The organism is Enterococcus sp. DIV0660C (assembly GCF_017316125.1).
Classification (GTDB): domain Bacteria; phylum Bacillota; class Bacilli; order Lactobacillales; family Enterococcaceae; genus Enterococcus_B.
In genome coordinates this window covers 1-21,359 of sequence record NZ_JAFLWA010000032.1, presented here as the reverse complement: position 1 = coordinate 21,359, position 21,359 = coordinate 1, and the positions used below count along the sequence as shown (strand labels likewise).

The 21,359-nt window shown below is 37.2% G+C and carries 24 protein-coding genes and 1 other annotated feature; of the genes, 16 read left to right on the top strand and 8 right to left on the bottom strand.

Going from position 1 to position 21,359, the window contains the following annotated elements:
- Position 1: 1 nt before the first annotated feature.
- The 3 genes from DOK81_RS08875 to DOK81_RS08865 are packed head-to-tail and all read left to right on the top strand — an operon-like array spanning position 2 to position 2,693.
- Entirely contained in the window at positions 2–1,009 is a 1,008-nt protein-coding gene (locus DOK81_RS08875; RefSeq protein WP_206910167.1) for a sugar kinase, read from the top strand.
- 14 nt (positions 1,010–1,023) lie between these two features.
- Positions 1,024–1,866 carry a 5-dehydro-4-deoxy-D-glucuronate isomerase gene (gene kduI / locus DOK81_RS08870; RefSeq protein WP_206910155.1) on the top strand — a complete coding sequence of 281 codons (843 nt, stop codon included), beginning with the start codon at positions 1,024–1,026 and terminating at the stop codon, positions 1,864–1,866.
- Between the two features lie 23 nt (positions 1,867–1,889).
- Complete coding sequence (locus DOK81_RS08865; RefSeq protein WP_206910153.1) at positions 1,890–2,693, top strand: gluconate 5-dehydrogenase; 804 nt, start codon at positions 1,890–1,892, stop codon at positions 2,691–2,693.
- Between the two features lie 211 nt (positions 2,694–2,904).
- Here DOK81_RS08865 and fni read toward each other — a convergent pair whose 3' ends face one another.
- Genes fni through mvk form a run of 4 tightly spaced genes read right to left on the bottom strand, consistent with a single transcriptional unit; the run spans position 2,905 to position 6,963 of the window.
- Positions 2,905–3,948 carry a type 2 isopentenyl-diphosphate Delta-isomerase gene (gene fni / locus DOK81_RS08860; RefSeq protein ID WP_206910151.1) on the bottom strand — a complete coding sequence of 348 codons (1,044 nt, stop codon included), beginning with the start codon at positions 3,946–3,948 and terminating at the stop codon, positions 2,905–2,907.
- Positions 3,945–5,030, bottom strand: coding sequence for a phosphomevalonate kinase (locus DOK81_RS08855; RefSeq protein ID WP_206910149.1), 1,086 nt, complete (start codon positions 5,028–5,030; stop codon positions 3,945–3,947). The genes fni and DOK81_RS08855 overlap by 4 nt, the downstream gene beginning before the upstream one ends.
- A gap of 12 nt (positions 5,031–5,042) precedes the next feature.
- Positions 5,043–6,020: a diphosphomevalonate decarboxylase gene (mvaD, locus tag DOK81_RS08850; RefSeq protein ID WP_206910148.1), complete on the bottom strand. Its 978-nt coding sequence runs from the start codon at positions 6,018–6,020 to the stop codon at positions 5,043–5,045.
- Positions 6,013–6,963 carry a mevalonate kinase gene (gene mvk / locus DOK81_RS08845; protein WP_206910147.1) on the bottom strand — a complete coding sequence of 317 codons (951 nt, stop codon included), beginning with the start codon at positions 6,961–6,963 and terminating at the stop codon, positions 6,013–6,015. The genes mvaD and mvk overlap by 8 nt, the downstream gene beginning before the upstream one ends.
- Before the next feature lie 330 nt (positions 6,964–7,293).
- On the opposite strand from mvk, the gene DOK81_RS08840 reads away from it, so the two are divergent.
- Positions 7,294–7,953, top strand: coding sequence for a deoxynucleoside kinase (locus DOK81_RS08840; RefSeq protein WP_206910145.1), 660 nt, complete (start codon positions 7,294–7,296; stop codon positions 7,951–7,953).
- A gap of 89 nt (positions 7,954–8,042) precedes the next feature.
- A complete protein-coding gene (locus DOK81_RS08835; RefSeq protein ID WP_206910143.1) occupies positions 8,043–8,951 on the top strand; it encodes a magnesium transporter CorA family protein in 909 nt (302 codons plus the stop codon).
- On the opposite strand, the gene DOK81_RS08830 is transcribed toward DOK81_RS08835, so the two are convergent.
- Entirely contained in the window at positions 8,952–9,584 is a 633-nt protein-coding gene (locus tag DOK81_RS08830) for a pentapeptide repeat-containing protein (protein ID WP_206910140.1), read from the bottom strand.
- Between the two features lie 140 nt (positions 9,585–9,724).
- Positions 9,725–9,851: a sequence feature (ribosomal protein L20 leader region), on the top strand.
- A 43-nt stretch (positions 9,852–9,894) separates the two neighbouring features.
- On the opposite strand from DOK81_RS08830, the gene infC reads away from it, so the two are divergent.
- The 10 genes from infC (at position 9,895) to DOK81_RS08780 (ending at position 18,054) form a co-directional block, all read left to right on the top strand.
- Positions 9,895–10,419 (top strand): translation initiation factor IF-3, encoded by a 525-nt coding sequence (infC, locus tag DOK81_RS08825; protein ID WP_067483298.1) that lies wholly within the window; start codon positions 9,895–9,897, stop codon positions 10,417–10,419.
- Positions 10,420–10,490: 71 nt separating this feature from the next.
- The gene (rpmI, locus tag DOK81_RS08820) at positions 10,491–10,691 is read left to right on the top strand and encodes a 50S ribosomal protein L35 (RefSeq protein ID WP_067483297.1); all 201 of its coding nucleotides are present in this window, start codon (positions 10,491–10,493) and stop codon (positions 10,689–10,691) included.
- A 57-nt stretch (positions 10,692–10,748) separates the two neighbouring features.
- On the top strand, positions 10,749–11,108 hold the full coding sequence (gene rplT / locus DOK81_RS08815; RefSeq protein ID WP_144776139.1) for a 50S ribosomal protein L20: 360 nt from the start codon (positions 10,749–10,751) through the stop codon (positions 11,106–11,108).
- A 264-nt stretch (positions 11,109–11,372) separates the two neighbouring features.
- Positions 11,373–12,110: a GntR family transcriptional regulator gene (locus DOK81_RS08810; protein WP_206910138.1), complete on the top strand. Its 738-nt coding sequence runs from the start codon at positions 11,373–11,375 to the stop codon at positions 12,108–12,110.
- A gap of 187 nt (positions 12,111–12,297) precedes the next feature.
- Positions 12,298–13,485, top strand: a complete 1,188-nt coding sequence (locus tag DOK81_RS08805) for a glycoside hydrolase family 88 protein (protein ID WP_206910136.1) — start codon at positions 12,298–12,300, stop codon at positions 13,483–13,485.
- A 22-nt stretch (positions 13,486–13,507) separates the two neighbouring features.
- Positions 13,508–14,011, top strand: coding sequence for a PTS sugar transporter subunit IIB (locus tag DOK81_RS08800; protein ID WP_206910134.1), 504 nt, complete (start codon positions 13,508–13,510; stop codon positions 14,009–14,011).
- 19 nt (positions 14,012–14,030) lie between these two features.
- A complete protein-coding gene (locus tag DOK81_RS08795) occupies positions 14,031–14,846 on the top strand; it encodes a PTS sugar transporter subunit IIC (protein ID WP_206910132.1) in 816 nt (271 codons plus the stop codon).
- Positions 14,836–15,651 (top strand): PTS system mannose/fructose/sorbose family transporter subunit IID, encoded by an 816-nt coding sequence (locus tag DOK81_RS08790; RefSeq protein WP_206910130.1) that lies wholly within the window; start codon positions 14,836–14,838, stop codon positions 15,649–15,651. Before DOK81_RS08795 ends, DOK81_RS08790 begins: the two co-directional genes overlap by 11 nt.
- Before the next feature lie 36 nt (positions 15,652–15,687).
- Positions 15,688–17,613 (top strand): alginate lyase family protein, encoded by a 1,926-nt coding sequence (locus DOK81_RS08785; RefSeq protein WP_206910129.1) that lies wholly within the window; start codon positions 15,688–15,690, stop codon positions 17,611–17,613.
- 18 nt (positions 17,614–17,631) lie between these two features.
- Positions 17,632–18,054, top strand: a complete 423-nt coding sequence (locus DOK81_RS08780; RefSeq protein WP_206910127.1) for a PTS mannose transporter subunit IIA — start codon at positions 17,632–17,634, stop codon at positions 18,052–18,054.
- A gap of 166 nt (positions 18,055–18,220) precedes the next feature.
- Here the strand turns inward: DOK81_RS08780 and DOK81_RS08775 are convergent, their stop codons facing one another.
- The 3 genes from DOK81_RS08775 to DOK81_RS08765 form a co-directional block, all read right to left on the bottom strand.
- Positions 18,221–18,388: a hypothetical protein gene (locus tag DOK81_RS08775; RefSeq protein WP_172843716.1), complete on the bottom strand. Its 168-nt coding sequence runs from the start codon at positions 18,386–18,388 to the stop codon at positions 18,221–18,223.
- Positions 18,389–18,461: 73 nt separating this feature from the next.
- Positions 18,462–18,905, bottom strand: a complete 444-nt coding sequence (locus DOK81_RS08770; protein WP_206910125.1) for a thioesterase family protein — start codon at positions 18,903–18,905, stop codon at positions 18,462–18,464.
- Between the two features lie 16 nt (positions 18,906–18,921).
- On the bottom strand, positions 18,922–19,749 hold the full coding sequence (locus DOK81_RS08765; protein ID WP_206910123.1) for an NAD(P)H-hydrate dehydratase: 828 nt from the start codon (positions 19,747–19,749) through the stop codon (positions 18,922–18,924).
- Between the two features lie 145 nt (positions 19,750–19,894).
- Here DOK81_RS08765 and pepV point away from each other — a divergent pair, with 145 nt between their 5' ends.
- On the top strand, positions 19,895–21,319 hold the full coding sequence (gene pepV, locus DOK81_RS08760; protein ID WP_206910120.1) for a dipeptidase PepV: 1,425 nt from the start codon (positions 19,895–19,897) through the stop codon (positions 21,317–21,319).
- The last annotated feature ends 40 nt before the right edge of the window (positions 21,320–21,359 follow it).

Here is a 21,359-nt window from a genome sequence, read left to right as displayed (position 1 = left end):
GATGGGGAAAGTGGTCACTCTTGGAGAAATCATGTTGCGGTTATCGACAACTCAAGGAACACGTATCATAAAAAGTGAACAGTTCAGAGCTGATTATGGTGGCGGCGAAGCTAATGTTGCTATCTCATTAGCAAATTATGGACATGAAACCATTTTTGCTAGTAAAGTTCCGACTCATGCACTAGGCGACGCAGTTCAGAAACATCTTCAAAGCTATGGTGTGTCAACAAATTACTTGTTACGCGGTGGTAAGCGATTAGGGACATATTACATGGAGGCTGGAGTTGGAGAGCGAGCAGCCTCAGTCATTTATGATCGAGCAGGTTCCAGCTTTGCGACAATGACAGAAATTGAATGGTCATTAAAAAATTTATTTGAAGGCGTTGATATCTTCCATGTCTCTGGAATCACACCTGCTTTGTCTATCGAATGGCAGCAGATGACAAAAAGATTGATGGAAGTGGCGAAAGAAGCAGGATGTTTGATCAGTTTTGACATCAATTATCGCGGAAAACTATGGTCGCAAGAAGAAGCAAGCCAAGTAATCAAGCAATTGCTACCTTTAGTAGATATTTGTTCAGCTGGAGAAATGGATGCGCTTTACTTGTTGGGAGTAAATCAAGCACCAGAAGAAGAAATAGAACCTCTGATTTATTATTATCAAAAAATGCAAGAGAAGTTCCCAACGATTAAAGCATTCTATTCAACTAAAAGAAAAGTTTATTCAGCTAGCGCAAATCAACTAGTAGGAACCTTATGGATGGACGAAACTTATTTTGAATCACAAGTTCATGAAATCGAACCGATCGTTGATCGTGTTGGAGGTGGTGATGCTTTTGCTGGGGGGATATTACATGGTATATTGTCGGGCATGTCGCCGCAGGAAATAATCAACTTTGCGACAGCTGCGTCCGCGTTAAAACATACGGTTCATGGTGATTGCAATCAATTCAGTCAAGAAGAAGTCATACAATTTTTAACCTGTGGTTCTGGAAAAATTATACGATAGGGAGAGTATTTATTATGCAAGAAATGAAAACACGTTATACACATAGTCCGAAAGATATCCGTCATTATTCTACGGAACAGTTACGAGATGAATTTTTAGTTGAAAAAGTATTTGTTCCTGGAGAAATTCGTTTGACTTATACGCACAACGATCGCATGATTTTTGGCGGAGTGACACCTACAACAACTACTTTAGAAATCAAATTAGATAAAGAACTAGGTGTTGACTATTTCTTAGAGCGTCGTGAATTAGGTGTCATCAATATTGGTGGTCCTGGTTTTATTGAAATTGATGGACAAAAAGAATCGATGCAAAAACAAGATGGTTACTACATTGGGAAAGAAACGAAAGAAGTGATTTTTTCTTCTGAAGATGCTGAAAATCCAGCAAAATTTTATTTGAGCAGCGCACCAGCGCATCATAAATATCCCAATGTAAAAATTAGTATTGATCAAATCAAGCCAATGGAAACGGGTGAAGGTGTTACATTGAATGAACGAAAAATTTATCAATACATTCATCCAAATGTTTGCGAAAGTTGTCAGCTTCAAATGGGTTATACGATTTTAGAACCAGGTAGTGCTTGGAATACCATGCCTTGTCATACGCATGAACGTCGAATGGAAGCGTATGTTTACTTTGATTATGCAAATGACGACACTCGTGTATTCCATATGATGGGTAAACCAGATGAAACAAAACATTTGGTGGTTGCAAATGAACAAGCTGTTATTTCACCAAGTTGGTCGATCCACTCAGGTGTTGGGACAAGTAATTATTCATTTATTTGGGCAATGTGCGGAGAAAATATCACTTATACAGACATGGATATGGTTCAAATGGATCAATTAAAATAAACCAATATAAAGGAGAAATCATTATGGATTTTACAATGGATAGCTTTCGATTAGATGGAAAAGTTGCACTTGTTACAGGTGCGGTTTATGGAATTGGTTTTGAAATTGCTCGTGCATTAGCATCAGCAGGTGCAACAATCGTTTTTAATAATTTGACACAAGAATCTGTTGATGAAGGAATCAAACACTATCAAGAAGCTGGTATTGATGCAAAAGGATATGTTTGTGATGTGACGGATGAAGAAGCTGTTCAAGCGATGACAAAACAAATCAAAGAAGAGGTTGGTTCGGTAGATATTTTGGTGAACAATGCCGGAATCATCAAGCGAACACCAATGATTGAAATGAGTGCTGCTGATTTTCGACAAGTCATTGATGTTGATCTGAATGCGCCGTTTATCGTAGCAAAAGCCGTTATCCCAGATATGATTGAAAAGGGTGGCGGAAAAATTATCAATATTTGTTCGATGATGAGTGAGCTAGGTCGTGAAACTGTTAGTGCATATGCTGCTGCAAAAGGCGGTTTGAAGATGTTAACAAAGAACATTGCTTCTGAGTACGGACAATACAATATTCAATGTAATGGTATTGGCCCTGGTTACATTGCAACGCCACAAACAGCGCCTCTTAGAGAACTACAAGAAAATGGCGAACGCCATCCATTCGATCAATTTATCGTAGGGAGAACACCCGCTGCACGTTGGGGTGAACCAAGTGATTTAGCTGGCCCCGCAATTTTTCTTGCTTCAAGTGCTTCAGATTTTGTTAATGGACACATCTTATATGTGGATGGTGGAATTTTGGCATATATTGGTAAGCAACCATAGGAAATAGCAGATTGTTTCTTTCAATTAAACTAAAAAGTGTCTGGGACATAATCAAAATGATTATGTCCCAGACACTTTTTTACGAATACACGGTATTCTAAGAACTACTTAATACGAAACTATGCCGGATAATCTCGAATAGTATAAAAACTATTTTGAGAGTTTTTTTTTTCTCAGTAACCGATTTTAGTTTAACTTAGTTTAAGAACAGTTATTTTCGACGACCGTATTTTACTAAAGATATTTCTCTAGCTTCACACCAATCTTTGACTGCACCAGAAAAAATAAGTGACTGATATTTTAAATCATTTGTTGTTCTAGCACCAACTAAAGTATAGAGTAAGCGTAGTTCTTCTTGCCATTGTTTAATCAATGAAATGGTTTCTTCTACGCCATGATTCATTAGGTGTGTTAAAACTGTACCAGAAGTACCAGCAGCTTGAGCACCTAAACAAAGAGCTTTGAAAATATCATATGCAGAACGTATACCGCCAGAGGCAAGCACCTCAACAGTAGCATTGGCTTCGTGTGCTTCGAGTAATGAGGTGACGGTTGACTGTCCCCAGTCAGCGAGATAAGTTAATTCACGGTTTTTTCGACGAGCATTTTCAATTTGAGTAAAGCTAGTACCGCCACGTCCACTGACATCAATGGTTTTGACACCGATTTGTGCGAGTTGTTCGATTGTTTCACGTGTCATACCGAAACCAACTTCCTTTACGATTAAAGGTACGCTGATCGTTTGCTGAATTTCTTGAATCAATGCCAACCAGTTTGAAAAGTCACGGTCCCCTTCAGGCATGACTAATTCTTGAGGAGCATTGAGATGGATTTGCAAAGCGTCTGCATGGAACAATTGGATCGCTTCTTGTGCTTTTTCAGCAGAAGTTCCAGCACCAATATTAGCAAGAATCTTTCCTTCAGGATATTCTTCACGCATCACGGCATAACTGTCAATTAAACTTGAATCTTTCAAAGCAGCACTAACTGAACCTGTTGCAATCATCAAATCAGTTTCTCGCGCAACAATTGCGAGGTCACGATTGATTTTTTTTGTTTTTTCGCTACCACCCGTGATAGCGTTGATATAAAACGGACTGGTCAAGGTAAAGTCAGCAACATTCGTTGATAAGTCGACATCCGTTGTCGCTAATTGTGGCAACGCAGTATGAACGAGGTGAACAGAGTCAAATTCATTTTTTTGCTTATTATGAAAAGCCTTAGCTAATGAAACGTGTTCGTCTTTTCGATTCATGATTGGTCCTTTCTTCGATAACTATAAACGTGAAGTGGAAGTGGTGTGATTTCTGCATTTTCCCATGCACTCATTAGTGGTAAAATCCCAGATTTTTGATCAACGATCACGATTCCACAATCACCACCACCAGCGCCAGAGGACTTAGCAGCACCTTCGTATTCTTCTGCTAAGTTACATAATTCATTTAACGCGGGTGTTTCAATCACCACACCGGTAACGTTAGATAAGTTACGTAATAATTGCCGATTGTGCCGAATTTGTTTTTGAATTAGAGCAACATCGTTCTGCTTGAATCCTTGAATCATTTTATTGACGCAACTTTCGCTATTGCTAAGAAATATTTCATAAGCAGACCTTTTGTCTTCTCGTGAACGATGAACTTGATCAACTAAATCAGAAGTAGAAGCTGGGCTGCCTGTCCAACCAATGAGCAACCGTAAATCTTTTGGTGCTTCAAGGGGCTCAATCGAAAGTCCCGGCCAATCCATTGCAAGTAATTCACTAATTGTGTGTTGTTTTTCTTGTTGTTGGACCCAACGATGATCAAAAGTCGAAAAAGCAATCCAACCACCATAACAACTAGCGGCAATATCCCCGCAAGAGCCATTGTCTTGAACAGCTAAATTTGCTAAGGCAGCAATTTTAAAAATTTCCAACTGGCTTAGGTGCAAATCATAAAAAATATTTAATGCTTTAACAGTTGCCACTGTCACTGCGCCGCTTGAACCAAGACCATATTTTCGACCATTTGAACTATCCAACTCGCTGGTTACTTTCAAGTCATAAAAAGAAAGTAAACTGTTTTTTTCTTGGGCATATTTTTCAGTTAACCGAATTGCTGCCAAAATATAATGAAATGGATTTTCTCGAATATCTAAAACTAGCTCCCCATTTCTTCTAGTCCAGCGAATCGGCATCTCACTATATTGAGCAGACTGGATACTTCCCACTTTTCTCGCCGCTTCGACTGTTACTGTGACAAATTGGTCAACAGCCACGATGATGGCAGGATGCCCAGTTTCTACAACTGCATACTCACCAGCAATGTAAAGTTTTCCCGGTGCAGATACTTCAATCATAAAAATCTCCCTTTACTTGATAATCGTCATTCCAGAACCTGCTTGGGCTGAAACGACTTGTTTTTTGCTAAATAAATGACTACAAGCTGTTTTGACTGCAGCGACATGTTTTTTTTCAACTAAAATTTTTACATTTGGACCAGCATCCATTGTAAAGTAACATGGAATGCCTTGTTTTCTCAAATCACGGACCGCTTGCATGGCTTTTAAACTATCAGGAGACCAATAAGTAAATGGTGGGTTCGCTGCTAGTGTAGTTCCATGCATCTTTAATGCGTTTCGTTCCATTGTTTCACCTAAAGATTGGAAATTTTTGTCGGCAATTGCTTGTTTTAACTGAGCTAAATCTGCATCTAGTGAGTCAAGCCAACCTTGATAAAAGCTTGAAGTTTCAACTGTGCGACGCATGCCATCCCGACTAGAAACGTCTTTTTGCTGATCGTTTAGTAGTAAAAAGACCATAGCTAGATCATCTTCAAAACCATCAGAAGGAATTTGCTTTGCATAGGAGGTAAGATCGTCAACTCCTTTTTCCCACTCAACAAATCCGCCGTAAATACTCCGACAAGCTGAACCAGAGCCTCGACGAGCTAATCGAGATAATCCTGTCTTATCTAAACCTAATTGAAGTGCTTCATTACAAGCACCAGCTAACGCAGCTAAGCCACTCGCCGAGGAAGCAAGTCCTGCAGCTGTAGGAACAAAATTCTGACTGATAACTTTCGCGTTGAGCGTTGTTTGGCCTTTTTCTCGTACGAGATCGAGAAAAGTACTTATTTTTTTCGTTGCTTTGTCATTTTGTTGCTCACCATCCAAATAAAATTCATCCTTTGTGAAAGTATCAGAGAAAATAACTTCTGTTTCAGTATAAAAAGCATCTAGTGTAAGGGATAAACTATTATTCATTGGTAAAATGAGCTCTTCATCTTTTTTTCCCCAATATTTGATGAGCGCAATATTCGTGTAAGCACGAGCTTTTCCTTTAAACATGGGTATGTACTCCTAATCCTTGAATCCAAGTAGCTACAGCACCAGCATCTTCCAAAGCGGTACAAATTGCTTGGGCTTCTGTTTTTGTTTTAGCAAGAGCGAGCATGCAACCACCGCGTCCGCCCCCAGTTAATTTTGCTCCCAGAGCACCAGCAGTTAACGCTGTTTCAATCAACAAATCTAGAAAGTGATTACTGATTGTTAATTCTCTCAAAGTCACTTGTGCAAGATTCATGACTTGTGCTAAATTTTCGGGATCATTCTCGATAATTGCTTGTTTTGCTTTTTGTGTGAGTTGTCCTAATTGTTGAATTTTTTGTCCAGTTTTGTGTGAGTTTTTTTCAAATAAATGAGCGACATCTTTAACAGCTTCACGTGTCTGTCCTTTGATTCCAGTATCAGCAACAATCAAAAAAGCATCCAAATTGATTGTGAAATACTCGAAAGGTTGCCCTTTAACAAAATAGATTGGATTATGACTACTGGTAGCAGCAGCATCGATGCCACTTGGGTTGCCATGAGCAATCTTTTCAGAAATCTGAACATAGCTTAACAACGTTTCATGTGTGAATGAAAGTGAAAGATAATCATAAAAAGCGCGTGTGATTGCTACTGCCACGGCAGCACTAGACCCCATTCCGCGTTCAGAAGGTATCGTACTTTCAATAGTGAGACTGATTGACTCCTTGATACCGTGATCTTGTTTTAACTGTGTGACTAAAGCTTTGATATTTTTGAGTGATTGTGGTGCATGAATCAATTTTCCTACATAATAAGCTGAAAACAATTGATCTTGATTGACGTCTTCAACTAACGTTTCAAATTGTGCAGTGACTTTCGTTGCATAGAAGGGAAAGGCAATTGCCGGTTCACCATATACAACGGCATGCTCACCCATCAAGATAATTTTTCCACTTGATTCCCCTTGGCCATAGTTTGCCATAACTTAACTCCTTTTCCTCACATAACAGTAACTTTTAGACAAAAAATAAAGCGCCCTAAATAGTTGCGCTACTCAACGAGAATTTGGTTTAATACTATAGAAAAAAAACAAACCAAAAATCATTTCCTCCTTATTTTACTAAATCCGCTCAATAAGTAAAACCAAGAATACGTTTTCTAACCAAAAATCACTGTTTTCTTAAGAATTTTTTTTAGTTTTTCGTCAAATAATTTCAAATGAATTCTATTTGACACTACTAGATATTGGGGGTATATTTAAAAAGATTGAAAAACATATACAATATTTAGTGATGAAGTGAGTTGGAGGTAAATGAGCGTGATCGTTTTAGCTGGTACAATTGGCGCAGGAAAGTCAAGTTTAACAGAAATGATAGCTGAAGAATTTAATAGTCAGGCTTTTTATGAATCAATCGATGATAATGAAGTATTACCTTTGTTTTATGCTAACCCTGAGCAATATGCTTTTTTATTACAAATTTATTTTTTAAATAAACGTTTTGCAAGTATTAAACAAGCAATGAAGGATGATAACAATGTTTTGGATCGTTCAATTTATGAAGACTCTTTATTGTTCCATTTGAATGCAGATTTAGGAAGAGCGACAGAGACAGAAGTGCGTGTCTATGATGAATTACTAGAAAATATGATGGAAGAATTACCATATGCAGCGCATAAAAAAAATCCTGATCTACTGATTCATATTCGCGTTTCTTTTGATACCATGTTGGAGCGAATCGAAAAGCGTGGCCGTTCGTATGAACAATTATCCTTTGATCCATCTTTATATGACTATTATCAAGAATTAAATCGTCGATATGATCAATGGTACGAAGACTATGATGAAAGTCCTAAGATTCAAATCGATGGAGATCGTTATAATTTTGTCGAAGATCCGCAGGCAAAAGAAGAAGTCATCCGACTTGTGAAAGAAAAATTAGCGGAAATTCGTCAAAAACAACTTGTATATTAAACAAAAACTATTCAAGCAATGGCTTTTACCTTGTTTGAATAGTTTTTTTATTTATACTAGTAAGAGAAACCGTTATGAGGAGGTAAATAATGAGTAGTAATAAACGCTTTTTTAATTATGACCAGAATTTTTGGTTAAACATTCAAAGAGACAATGTTATTGGTGTTAAAAACCTAAAAGAAGAGTACAAGTTAAGTGATGAGATGTTGACTTACTCTCTTGATAAAAATGAACGCGCACGTGTGGAGTATGATGTGCTCGATGAGGCGATGCTTCTTGTTTACAATGTTCCTCATCAAAGAAAAAGTGAAAATCATTACGAGACAACACCAATGGCTTTTATTTTGAAAGAAAATGGGATTTTTACATTTACTACAGAAAATACTGGTTACGTAGTACGTCTTATGGAGTCGTTGCTACAACGTACGCCGAATATGAGCGTATACAGCCTATTGTTTCAAACCTTATTTTTAATATCAGATTCCTTTTTCCCATTAGTTGAAGAAGTAAATAGTGAGCGGCAAAGATTAAATCAAAAGTTACGAGAAAAAACCAGTAATCAAAACTTGTTACAATTATCTGATTTAGAAATCGGATTAGTTTATTTAGTGACAGGAACAAAACAAAATGCCGTGTTGATTGAGCAAATAAAAGCATTGGCTATCTATCGTAAAATGTCTGAAGGCGAAAAAGAACAACTGGATGACGCATTGATCGAGGCGAAGCAAGCAGTCGAGATGACGAACTTGGCATCTCAAATTTTAGATCAGTTATCTGGAACTTATAATAACTTGCTGAATAACAACTTAAATGACACGATGAAATTTTTAACTGTCTGGTCATTATTATTGACTGTTCCGACAATCGTCACTGGCTTTTTTGGAATGAACTTACAGTTACCCTTTACTCATTCCGTGTTTGGCTGGGGAATTGCTTTGGTTATTAGTTTAGTTTTGTCGGTTTGGATGCTAGTCGCTTTGTGGCGGCGCATCAAATAGTTATTCTTCAATAATCAGTCCCAAGTTAGCGGCGATGACTAAAGCTTGTTCTTGGTCAACCAACAAACCCGCGAGATTTTCTAGAGAAAGTGCAATTTTAGTAAAATCATTTGTTCTAAAATCTAACTCTTTTAGAGGGGTACGGAACCAATTAGAACCTGTGAGTTGGTTGCTACTTAAAGCTAAGTTTTTCCAACGAACCTCATAAAATTCGGTGTCTTCCAATTGACAATCAGAAAAGCGGACTGTTTTTAAATTCGTGTTACTGAAAGAAGCCATTGATGCTAAACACTCATTGAACGAGCAATCACGAAGGTAGCTTTCCGCAAAATTTGTTCCGGTTAACTTACATTGCTGAAAAGTCACCTGATGAAAACTTGCGCCAATCCATTCCAAATTGGAAAAATCACAGTGGTCGAAAATGACATTGCTACATTCAAAATTTTCCAAAATAGTCTTTTGCATGGTTAGTTTTTGAATGTGACTATCTCTTATAATCAAATTCTTTGCTGACAAATAACTTTGGTCGCTATCTTTGACTAAAAGATTTGAAAAAAGTTCTTCATCTTCTAAATAAAAATTGCCTTCTTCTAGGTGAGATAAGATAGGTGAAATAGGATCATTCTTTTTCATAAATTGCCTCCAAATTATTTTCTTATCTTAAAGATAAATAAAATTAAGAAAAAATGCTAGATTATCTTATTAAAATAGATCCTTTATTTTAATAAAGAGTTGACATGTTCAAGGGAATTTGATAAACTAGTGGAGTTGAGAAATAAAAGCAGAAGCACGCGCTTCTCGCCTTAGTTGACGTAGTCACTGGGCTAGATAGTTTTCGCCGGTTATTTAGGTGGATTATGCGCGGGTTCTGATAAAAAGAACTCGTTTTTTTATTACCGAAAATTCGGTAAGCTTTTCTTTCTCTCATAATATTTGGAGGTGAATGACCATAGCAAAGGATATGATGGTTAACGACGGCATTCGTGCACGAGAATTACGATTGATCGGTTCAGAAGGCGAGCAGTTAGGTGTTAAAACAAAAGCAGAAGCATTACAAATTGCTGAACAAGCAAACTTGGATCTTGTGTTAGTTGCCCCAGGTGCGAAACCACCAGTTGCGCGAATCATGGACTACGGTAAATTCCGTTTTGAACAACAGAAGAAAGACCGTGAAGCGCGTAAAAAACAAAAAGTGATCAATGTTAAAGAGGTACGTTTAAGTCCGACAATTGACGTAAATGACTTCAATACAAAACTTCGTAATGCACGTAAGTTCTTAGAAAAAGGCGATAAAGTGAAAGCTTCTATCCGTTTTAAAGGCCGTGCCATTACCCATAAAGAGATTGGTCAAAAAGTCTTAAATCGCTTAGCTGAAGAAACTGCTGATATTGCAACAGTGGAACAAAAAGCGAAAATGGACGGACGCAGCATGTTCTTGACGCTGGCACCGAAAAACGACAGTAAGTAATTTGAATGACTAACTGATTGTTGAACAGTCAATGGTCGGATAACGAAAGATTTTGAGGAGGAAATATAGTCATGCCAAAACAAAAAACACACCGCGGATCAGCAAAACGATTCAAACGTACTGGTAAAGGCGGATTGAAACGTTACCGCGCGTTTACAAGTCACCGTTTCCACGGCAAAACAAAAAAACAACGCCGTCAATTGCGTAAAGCACGTATGGTTGCTAGTGGCGATTTCAAACGTATCCGTCAACAACTAGCAAAAATGAAATAAGCAACGCAAATTTAGAAAAATTTCAATGAGAAGATTTATTTTTAGGAGGAATTAAACATGGCACGTGTTAAAGGTGGAACAGTAACTCGTAAACGTCGTAAAAGAATGCTAAAACTAGCAAAAGGTTACTACGGTTCAAAACACACTTTATTTAAAACAGCAAAAGAACAAGTAATGAATTCATACAACTACGCATATCGCGATCGTCGTCAAAAGAAACGCGACTTCCGTAAATTATGGATTGCTCGTATCAACGCAGCAGCTCGTATGAATGGCTTGAGCTACTCAAAATTAATGCACGGTTTGAAATTGGCTGAAATCGACATCAACCGTAAAATGTTAGCTGACCTTGCTGTTAACGATGCAGCAGCTTTTACTGCATTAGCTGACCAAGCAAAAGACGCTTTAGCTAAATAATTCAGATTTTCGTTAAGTATTCTTGATGAAATTCTAGTTAAGTAACTAAGTTAAAATCAATTTAGGCAGAGACTGCTTAAATTGATTTTTTTTTGCAGTTTTTATCAAGTAACGTAAATTGTTATTTTCACATAAATGTTGATCTACTTAAAAGTTACGAGGAAACGTTAGTCGATCTATTCTCACAGTCAAGCAATCTATTTACAGAAAACGAAAAATTATTTATCATGTAAATAAACGGTTAACAGGTTAAGGGAGAATAACATGGCATCCAAGTACGAAATAATCAAACAGGATATTATCAAAAAAATTGAATCAGGAGAATTTAGTGCAGGTGAAAAAATTTACTCAGAAGGTGATTTAAAAAAAATCTATGGCGTCAGTAACACAACAGTAGTAAAAGCATTAAATGATTTGGTCAATGAAGGTTACTTGATTCGTCGCCAAGGAGAAGGGACTTTTGTTAGAAAAAATCTGAAACACAGAAAGGTCTTTTTTTCTGAACAGCTTTCTTTACTAAATGATCCTAAGAAAAAATCAATTGAAAAAACGATCACTTTGAATTTTGGACAAATAAAGGACAAGTATATTGCACAACAACTGGGGGATAAAACGGGGCAAAGAACGCTAGTAAAAATAAGTCAGATTGCATTGACTAACGATCGTCCATGGAAAATACAAAATCGGTATCTTTTTCGAGATAAATTGGCAAAAGATTCTTTAGAACGTTGGGTGAATGGCGCAAGTCTGTCAGAAGAACTTGGGTTAGTTGGACACATGTCGAACCTTCCGATGACTATGGAAGTTCGAACGATTTTATTAAGAGAGGGAATGAAAGAACTTGAACCACTAAAGCTGATTGATAAAAGTTTTGGTGACGAAAAAATCTATTCTTTATTTGACATTCGGCGTTTGATTTCAGGAAATGATGGCATACCGATTGAGTACAGTCGAAGTTTTATCCATCCAGATTTCTATCAAATTGAAATTGTTGGAGAATAATTTTTTAGTAGAAAAATAATTGAATGTTTCAAACACTGAGAAGTTATCAATCCTTTTCAGTGTTTTTTTTTGTATAAAAAATAAAATAAGCAAATCACCTTCTGGAAAAGAAAGGGTTTACAAAGAATGAAAAATAAGCTAAGATGTTTTTACACCGGTTAACACGTTAAGTGATGGAGGGATTTTTTTGAAGGAAAAAAAGAGAGAAAAGTTATTGTCTAGTGAGAGATACTTTGGTCAAGGATTGATTTCAGAAGAAGTGATTGATCAAGCGATAGCTGATGTGGTGAGGAAAGTGAAAAAAAATATTTCTCAATTGAATGATCAATATCCTACACCAGCGACTAAGAATAATTCGTATGTACCAATGGCCAATACGGAATGGACAAATGGTTTTTGGACAGGCATTCTCTGGCTTTGCTATGAAGTTACACAGGATGAAGATTTTAAACAAATGGCAGAAAAAAATGTCCAAAGTTTTATTCATCGGATGGATCAGAATATTGAGATTGATCATCATGATTTGGGTTTTCTGTACAGCTTGTCTTGTGTGAGTGCCTACAAACTTATGGATGACCAGCAAGCCAAGCAAGTGTCTTTAAAGGCAGCAGAAAAATTATTGTCACGTTACCAAGAGAAAGGGCAATTTATTCAAGCATGGGGGGAGTTAGGAAAACAAGATAATTACCGTTTGATTGTCGATTGCCTTTTAAATATTCCATTACTTTTTTGGGCAACAGAAGTGACGGAAGACAAAAAGTATCGTGAAGTCGCAATCAAGCACTACTATACGACTATTGAACATGCAATTCGGGAAGATTCTTCTGCTTATCATACATTCTTTTTTGATACGAAAGATGGACGGCCTCTTTATGGAAAAACACGTCAAGGCTATTCAGATTCATCAAGCTGGGCACGTGGACAATCTTGGTTAATTTATGGAATTGCACTTTTTCGTTCTTATTGTCCAAATGAACAGAATACTGAATTATTTGAAGCAGTCACAAATTATTTTTTAAATCGGCTACCAAAAGATTTTGTAAGTTATTGGGATTTGATTTTTACAGATGGTTCCAATCAACCCAGAGATACTTCGGCAACAGCCATTGCTGTTTGTGGAATGAATTTGATGGATAAATTTTTACCTGAAGCAAATCAATCCAAATTGGTTTACAAGTATGCACAACATTCAATGCTGAAAAGCTTAATCGAAAATTATACGGAATCTAAAACGGAAGGTATTACAGCTTTAATAAATGAAGGTGTGTATTCATGGCATAGTGGCAAAGGAGTAAATGAAGGGAATATTTGGGGAGATTATTTTTACTTGGAGGCTTTAGTTCGATTCAAAAAAGACTGGAAAATGTATTGGTAGAACAATAACAGGAGGGAAAAATATGGATAAACCAAATGTAAAAATGGTACGAGTAGATGCACGTCTGATACATGGACAAGGGCAACTGTGGATCAAAAGCTTAGGAGTCAATTTAGTGATTTGTGCAAATGATAAAGCAGCCGAAGATAGTGTACAACAAATTTTAATGAAGACAGTTTTACCTAAAGATATCAACGTTCGATTTTGGACAATTGCACGAACTGCCGAAGTGATTTGGAAAGCAGCTCCGCATCAAACGATTTTTGTGGTTGTTGAAAATTTACACGATGCGTTAAAACTTTGCGAATTAGGTTTCCCAATGGAACAACTAAATATTGGGAACATTCATGCTGCTGAAGGAAAAGAAAAAATTTCTCAATTTATCTATTTGGGTGAAGAAGACAAAAATGACTTGAAAAAATTGAAAAATGAACATCACGTGATATTTACTACCAAAACGTCGCCAATGTCTAATGATGGCTCGCAGCATTTAGATGCTCTAATGGAAAAAATTAAAAACAGCTAATTTAGAGAGGAAATAAAAAATGGAGATTACATTAGTACAAGGAATACTTATAGGATTAATTACTGCATTTTGTTATTCTGGACAATTATTGGGAATCTATACGAACCGAGCACTGGTCATGTCCTTTTTTGTTGGCGTTGTTTTAGGAGATATTCCAACAGCTTTGAAATTTGGTGCCTTAGCAGAGTTAGCTTACATGGGATTTGGTGTAGGTGCGGGTGGAACAGTTCCACCAAATCCAGTGGGTCCGGGAATTGTTGGGACGATTATGGCGATTACGTTGAGAGATCAAGGTGTAACAGCTGAGTCTGCGTTAGCATTGTCATTTCCATTTGCAGTTTTATTCCAATTAGTGACAACTGCATTGTATACGTTCTTTTCAGGAAGTGCTAAGTGGTCTAAAAATGCTATTGAAAGTGGACAATTTAAAAAATTCACACTTATTTCTCACTCAACTTATATTGCGTTTGCTTTAGCAGGGTTCCTCATTGGTATACTGGCAGCATTGAGCCGTCCAGGATTACAAGCATTTGTGGAAGCGCTACCTCAGTGGTTGATTAATGGTTTCTCAGTAGCTGGTGGGCTTATCCCAGCGATTGGTTTTGCAATGATCATGTCTGTCATGTTAGAAAAAAGTCTGATTCCATATGTGCTGTTAGGTTATGTTTGTGTAGCATATCTTGAGTTACCAACGATGGCAGTTGCAATGGTTGGTGCAGTTTTTGCACTGATCCAGTATTATGGAAAAGATAAAACACCTGTAGGAGAGAAAAGCTTAGTAGCAAACAATCAAAGTTTATTAGATGAAGAGGAGGACTTCAGTAATGGAATCTAAAAACCTTAAATTGACACAAAAAGATTATATGATGACTGCTCTTCGGTCATACTTTCTACAAAATGCGTTTAACTATACCTCTTACCAAGGTGTGAGTTATTTAAATACGATTATGCCTGCTTTGAAGAAAATCTATAAAAACGATCCAGAAAAATTAAAAGAAACAGCAACAGCCAATTTAGAATTCTACAATACAAATCCTCAAATGGTACCGTTTATCACTAGTATGCAGTTAGCGATGTATGATAATGATCAAAGTATCTCGGATACTCGCAGTATCAAAATGGCACTCATGGGTCCGATGTCAGGAATTGGAGATTCTATCGCTCAGTTTGGGATTGCTCCCTTATTCTCAACGTTATTTGCAGGGTTAGCATTAGATGGTCTGGGATTCGCTCCAATGGGCTTTTGGTTCTCAATGGTAGTGACGATGCTAGCAATTAAAATTCTTATGGGCTATTTGGGATTCAAATTAGGCACTAGTGTTATCGAAACATTAAGTGATCGAATTGGAAAAATCTCTGGTGCTGCAAATATCGTAGGAGTAACAGTTATCTCAGGCTTAGCCACATCGTTTGTAAAAGCTAATATTGCTATTCAATACGCTAGTAAAGTGGAGTCGGGAGAAAAACAAGTCATTGCTATTCAAGATATACTGGACAAAATTATGCCGAATATGTTGGCTGTTCTACTTACTATCCTTGTGTTTTATTTGATTAAAAAGAAAAAATGGAACACATATCAGCTATTGGTACTGTTATTTGCAATTGGTATCTTAGCATCTGTATTTGGCATTTTGGCGTAGGCAATTTGAAGTCATTGAAGAAAAAAGGAGAAGAGAGTGGACTTTCAAAGAGTTGAGACATACCAACAGAAATTTTTCAAAGATGATTGGGTGTCAAATTATGCTGAGCAACAAAAAAAATTTTTAGAACCATTGTTTGCTCGAGTAGATTTCTTAATGAACGATCAGATTATTTATACTGATGCAATGGATATGGAAGCATGTTCAACACCTTATTCATTGAAGAATGCTGGTTGGAATAATTTTCCTGAAGAGGATCCAGAATGGTTATTCATGCTTAGCAGACATGGGTTTATGGTGGATCTAGCACAATGCTATGCTTTAACAAAAGAGCAATGCTATATGGAGAAATGGACAATGCTACTGTTGGATTTTATTACAAACTGCGAAAGCGATAGTCCAGCGAATGAAAATAGTTGGCGCCCGCTAGATGTTGGTCTGCGTTTAACTAATTGGATGAAAAGTTTAACTTATCTTCCCATTTCACACATGAAAAATGCGGAAGTTGAAAAAATGTTACACCGGTCAATCCAAGAACATCTTGTAATTTTAGAGAATAGTTACATTGATAAATATCGTCTGAGTAATTGGGGTGTTCTAGCAATCGGAGGGATGGCTGCGGTAGACTTGTTTTTCCCAGACTTGGTAACAGAAACGCAAAGAGCATTCATCTGGAAGCGATTGACGGAACAACTTGATTTACAGTTTTATGATGACGGTATGCATTGGGAGCAAAGCCCGCTCTATCAACATGAGGTTATCATGACTTGTGTTTATTTATTACAGATTTCAGAGTATCTTGAGCAGCCTCTTCCTATAGATTTAAGGGGAAAATTAGCTCAACCTATCCAAACTACTTACTATTTAGCTGATAATCAAGAAAAGTTGCTTCCATTGAATGATAGTGATCACGTGGATTTTCATTACGTTTATGCTATTTATCGAAATCTAGGCTTTTTAAAAAAAAGGAAAAAGGATTCGAATCTGGCAGTCCTTTGGACAGGGAGCTTGTATTCTGATTATCCATCAGTAGGCATAAAACTAGCTCCTATTTTTGCCGGTCGAGATAGTGGAATGATGGTGTACAAAGATCAAGATATTTATTTTACACTTTTCAATGGTCTACATGGTAGCGGTCATGGGCATGCGTCAATAGGTAGCTTTACTTTACAGCTGGATGGACAGGATATAATCGTTGATAGCGGTCGCTATACTTATGTAAATAGTGAACAAAGAATTCAATTAAAGGAGCTAGCTGCCCATAACACGTTATTTGTTGCTAAGGAACCACATACTATAATTAGGGACACTTGGGGATATGATAAATTACCAAAGCCACTATTCCATAACATACGAAATATTCCTGAAGGTTTTTTTGCTGAATGTGGTTGGTCTGCTAAGAGTGATCAAGGATGGACGATTTTTGAACGACGATTTTTATATTTAGAAAAAATAAATTCTTTAATCATTTTAGATAACTTTTCTGGTCAAAAAAATACTGAGGTAACTTCTAGTTATAATTTATCCTCAACAGTTACTTCTCAAAAAATGGATAATCAAGTTCATATAAAAATCAAGGAAAATCAGTACAAGATTCATTTTTCTGAAGGACAAACGATGCAAGAAACTGCTGAAAGTTCCGAGATATATAACCAACTGACAACGCATCAACGAATCGAAAACAAAGTTCAATGCCAAGAAACTGCTCATACTTGGGTGACTGTAATCAGTCCAACAGATGTCAAAATTTCCCAAGTAGAAGTCAAACAGGTTGGTGAAACAAAAAAATTTGATCAAGCAATTGGCTTAAGATTAGAGAACCAAAAGGAGAAGTTTGATCTGTTCATACTGCAAGAAGATATTGTTAGTGGAAATAAACTGCTGGTTAGTGAATTCGACCAATTCTTTTATGGCCAGGTCGTACTAATTGATCAGGATGAAAGAATGCAAAGAATAAAGTAAAAGGATAGGAGATAGTACATGAAATTTTTGATAACAGGACATAATGATTTCTCAATTGGGATGAAAAGTGCATTGACAATGATTGCAGGATCTCTTGAAGAATTAACCATCGTTCCTTTTAGCGCAGAAGAAACAGTGGAATCTTATCGTAAAAAAATTGAGTTAGAACTACAGACAAAGGATAGCGTCATCTGTTTTACTGATTTATTGGGAGGCACGCCGTTTAAAATTTGTGTAGAATTAGCCATTACAAAAAATCAGGTTTTTGTATTGAGTGGTACCAATCTAGGGATGTTACTGGAAGCAAGTTTGTTGAGAGAATCGGTTAAAGAACCAGCTGAATTATGCCAGTTAGTTTTGCAGTCTGGTAAAGATAATATCACGCTGTTTAGTCAGAATACTAAGACTTTGATAGAAGAAATTTCTGAGTCAGGAATCTAATGTTGTTTATTGGAAACTGACATTTGTCAAATGACTAGAGAAATTACGTTTGAATAAATAATAAAATCCCGCTCAGATGAGTGGGGTTTTATTATTTATCTATGAAAGAAAAAAGCAATACTCAATAGATAAGAGTATTGCTTGATAGATGTGGTTTAAGTATTTTTTAGTCAGGGCGCATCTCTTGCAAGAGCTTCACGCGACCACCGATTTGTTTGGCGAAAGTTTCAGATTTCTTTTTGTCTTTAAAAACGAGTAGATTGTCAGGATTCTTTTCACGAGTGCGGCAGCCAGTTTTGTCAATATAACCATGTAATACTTTAACAACGTACATGCTCATCACCTGCTTTTTTCTTATAATTATACGAACTTGACGGTATAAAACAAGAAAAATGCTTGGACATTTTTTATTTTTCTTTGGCATTGTCCAATTTTGCGTAGCTTTTAAAACGTGCATCAAGTGTTGGCAGAATTCGACTAAGCTTTAATAAACGCTGATTTTCTGCGGAGAGAAAACAATGTCTGCTGCTGCCAATCGTGCGTAATTTTTGATCTTCAGTACCATAAATCTGATAACTAAAGTCTAAGCGTGTACCAGTATATTTTTCAATTGTTGGATAAATAATAACTGACTCGCCATAGCGAATCATTTCTTTATATTGGCAACTGACTTCAAGGACGGGAATAATTATTCCAGTTTCTTCAATTTTTTGGTAACTAAAATCAAGGTGATCCAGTAATGCGACACGAGCTTCTTCAAACCAGCGAATATAATTGCTGTGATGAATAATCCCCATTTGATCCGTTTCGTAGTAAAAAGGTGTACGAAGATATCCTGTAAATTTGTCCATAATCAAACTCCTATTTTTATTCTGTACAAAAGTGTGCCATCCATTGTGGAATGGCTTGGCTAATCAGTGTCGGCAGTACGACATAGTGTGTTTGTGCTAAGTGATCTCCAATCAAGCTGTGTAAATAAACCGCGGCTGCGACCGTGTGATCGTTTTTAGAAAATTGGGCAAGAAAAGCCGTGATCATTCCTGCCAAGGTATCACCAGTTCCTCCGGTTGCCATTGCTGCAGACCCAGCCTGATTATAATAGATATTATCTTTATTATAAATAGTAGTTTGATGACTTTTAACAACAAGAATCGCGCCCAGTTCGCTTTGTTTCTCTTGATTTGAACGGTCTGTTTGCGCAGCAATAGAAATACCGCTTAGACGTTGCCATTCCATTTGATGCGGTGTTAATACAGTATGCTCAGGGTAAGGTAAAGAAAGTTTTGTTTCAGCAAGCAAAGTTAATGCGGAACCGTCAATAACTAACCACTGTTGTTTTGTTTGAACTTCTAAAATTGTTTGGAGTAAACCTAAACTGAGAGCAGAAGTACCTAATCCTGGACCAATCAATACCACATCAGCTTGTCGAATGGCTGTTAGACAAGTCGCTTGATCCTGCCAGTCAACAACCATTGCCTCAGGAAGATGAACATGGAGTGGAGCATGGTTCTTCTCATCGGTTATAACCGTGGTCAGCCCAGCGCCACTATTAACTGCAGCTAAAGCACTCATGATAATTGCGCCACCATACTGCTGATTTCCTCCAATCAAAACAACTCGACCAAAAGTACCTTTGTGAGAGTGACTAGGCCGTTTAGTAATTACCTCTCGTAATAGTTGTTCATCAAGAATCATTAAATATCCCTCCAATAAGTTGAACGATTCGAGTATTTGTAAGGAACGGCAAGCTGACGAAATTGTCAGACTTTTTGAACTATTTTTTTCTTGATTTTATGGTATCATAAAACACGAAGACTTAATAAGGTGGAGGATTAACTTTATGACAATTGATTGGCAAAAAGAAGTAGAAGCACGTAAAGAAGATTTGCTTGAAGATTTAAAAAATTTATTACGCGTCAACAGTGAACGTGATGATTCTAAGGTGACGGAAGATGCACCATTTGGTCCTGGCCCACGTGACGCATTAAAACATATGCTTGCTTATGGTGAACGTGATGGTTTTGTAGTGAAAAACGTTGATAATTATGCGGGACATATTGATATGGGTGAAGGCGATGAAACGTTAGGTATCTTTGGTCACATGGACGTTGTTCCTGCTGGTGATGGTTGGGATACCGATCCTTATGAACCAGTAATCAAAGATGGAAAAATCTTTGCTCGTGGGTCAAGTGACGACAAAGGTCCAAGTATGGCTGCTTATTATGCAATGAAAATTATCAAAGATTTAGACTTGAAATTATCTAAAAAAGTTCGCTTTGTTGTTGGTAGTGATGAAGAAAGTGGCTGGGGCGACATGGCGTACTACTTCGAACATGAAGAAGAGCCTGATTTTGGTTTTTCTCCAGATGCAGAATTTCCAATTATCAATGGTGAAAAAGGAAATGTTTCTTTAGGACTGCACTTCCAAGGAAATAATGCAGGCGACTATGTTTTAAAATCTTTCACTTCTGGTTTGCGTGAAAACATGGTTCCAGGAACAGCTGAAGCAAAACTTGAAGTACCGAATACTGATGCTGCAATCGCAATGGAAGAAGCATTCTTCAAATTTACGGAAGCAAATCCTGTCAGCGGAATGATTGAAGCAGATGGAACATTCGTATCAATTGAATTAGTCGGAAAAGGTGCCCATGGTGCAAGCCCTCAATCAGGAATCAATGCGGGAACATTTTTAGCAACATTCTTAGATACTTATGCTTTTGGTGGTGCTGCGAAACAATTTATCCATGTAGCCGCTGCTTATGTCCATGAAGATTTTTATGGTGAAAAATTAGGTGTGGCTTATGAAGATGAAAAAATGGGCAAACTAACGATGAATGCTGGATTATTTGCGTTTAAAGCAGACGAAGAAAGCACACAAGCAGAAAACTTCATCAATATGAACTTCCGCTTCCCTAAAGGAGTAACTGTTGAAGGATTAGAAATCGGCGTAGAAAAAACAGTTGGGATGGAAGGTGCTACTGTTACACGTGGCGCGCGTGTAATGGAACCACATTATGTGCCAATGGATGATCCATTGGTTGCAACACTCTTACAAGTTTATGAAGATCACACTGGTGAAAAAGGCTATGAACAAATCATTGGTGGTGGGACTTATGGCCGCTTATTAAAACGTGGTGTTGCTTATGGGGCAATGTTCCCAGGCTATACAGATACAATGCACCAGGCAAATGAATTTATGAGCCTTGATGACTTGTTCAGAGCAACTGCAATTTATGCAGATGCCATTTATCGTTTGGCGAAGTAAAAGTTGTGATTAGTCAACTAAAATAAAAAGGTGAGACAGA

Coding starts and splice junctions, on each gene's coding strand:
- DOK81_RS08810 (WP_206910138.1), top strand. CDS start 11,373: ATGGCATCCAAGTACGAAATAATCAAACAGGATATTATCAAAAAAATT.
- mvaD (WP_206910148.1), bottom strand. CDS start 6,020: ATGTTTAAAGGAAAAGCTCGTGCTTACACGAATATTGCGCTCATCAAA.
- DOK81_RS08780 (WP_206910127.1), top strand. CDS start 17,632: ATGAAATTTTTGATAACAGGACATAATGATTTCTCAATTGGGATGAAA.
- DOK81_RS08835 (WP_206910143.1), top strand. CDS start 8,043: ATGAGTAGTAATAAACGCTTTTTTAATTATGACCAGAATTTTTGGTTA.
- rplT (WP_144776139.1), top strand. CDS start 10,749: ATGGCACGTGTTAAAGGTGGAACAGTAACTCGTAAACGTCGTAAAAGA.
- DOK81_RS08765 (WP_206910123.1), bottom strand. CDS start 19,749: ATGATTCTTGATGAACAACTATTACGAGAGGTAATTACTAAACGGCCT.
- DOK81_RS08865 (WP_206910153.1), top strand. CDS start 1,890: ATGGATTTTACAATGGATAGCTTTCGATTAGATGGAAAAGTTGCACTT.
- DOK81_RS08790 (WP_206910130.1), top strand. CDS start 14,836: ATGGAATCTAAAAACCTTAAATTGACACAAAAAGATTATATGATGACT.
- DOK81_RS08770 (WP_206910125.1), bottom strand. CDS start 18,905: ATGGACAAATTTACAGGATATCTTCGTACACCTTTTTACTACGAAACG.
- DOK81_RS08830 (WP_206910140.1), bottom strand. CDS start 9,584: ATGAAAAAGAATGATCCTATTTCACCTATCTTATCTCACCTAGAAGAA.
- DOK81_RS08855 (WP_206910149.1), bottom strand. CDS start 5,030: ATGATTGAAGTATCTGCACCGGGAAAACTTTACATTGCTGGTGAGTAT.
- DOK81_RS08800 (WP_206910134.1), top strand. CDS start 13,508: ATGGATAAACCAAATGTAAAAATGGTACGAGTAGATGCACGTCTGATA.
- mvk (WP_206910147.1), bottom strand. CDS start 6,963: ATGGCAAACTATGGCCAAGGGGAATCAAGTGGAAAAATTATCTTGATG.
- rpmI (WP_067483297.1), top strand. CDS start 10,491: ATGCCAAAACAAAAAACACACCGCGGATCAGCAAAACGATTCAAACGT.
- DOK81_RS08840 (WP_206910145.1), top strand. CDS start 7,294: ATGAGCGTGATCGTTTTAGCTGGTACAATTGGCGCAGGAAAGTCAAGT.
- DOK81_RS08795 (WP_206910132.1), top strand. CDS start 14,031: ATGGAGATTACATTAGTACAAGGAATACTTATAGGATTAATTACTGCA.
- fni (WP_206910151.1), bottom strand. CDS start 3,948: ATGAATCGAAAAGACGAACACGTTTCATTAGCTAAGGCTTTTCATAAT.
- infC (WP_067483298.1), top strand. CDS start 9,895: ATGACCATAGCAAAGGATATGATGGTTAACGACGGCATTCGTGCACGA.
- pepV (WP_206910120.1), top strand. CDS start 19,895: ATGACAATTGATTGGCAAAAAGAAGTAGAAGCACGTAAAGAAGATTTG.
- kduI (WP_206910155.1), top strand. CDS start 1,024: ATGCAAGAAATGAAAACACGTTATACACATAGTCCGAAAGATATCCGT.
- DOK81_RS08775 (WP_172843716.1), bottom strand. CDS start 18,388: ATGTACGTTGTTAAAGTATTACATGGTTATATTGACAAAACTGGCTGC.
- DOK81_RS08875 (WP_206910167.1), top strand. CDS start 2: ATGGGGAAAGTGGTCACTCTTGGAGAAATCATGTTGCGGTTATCGACA.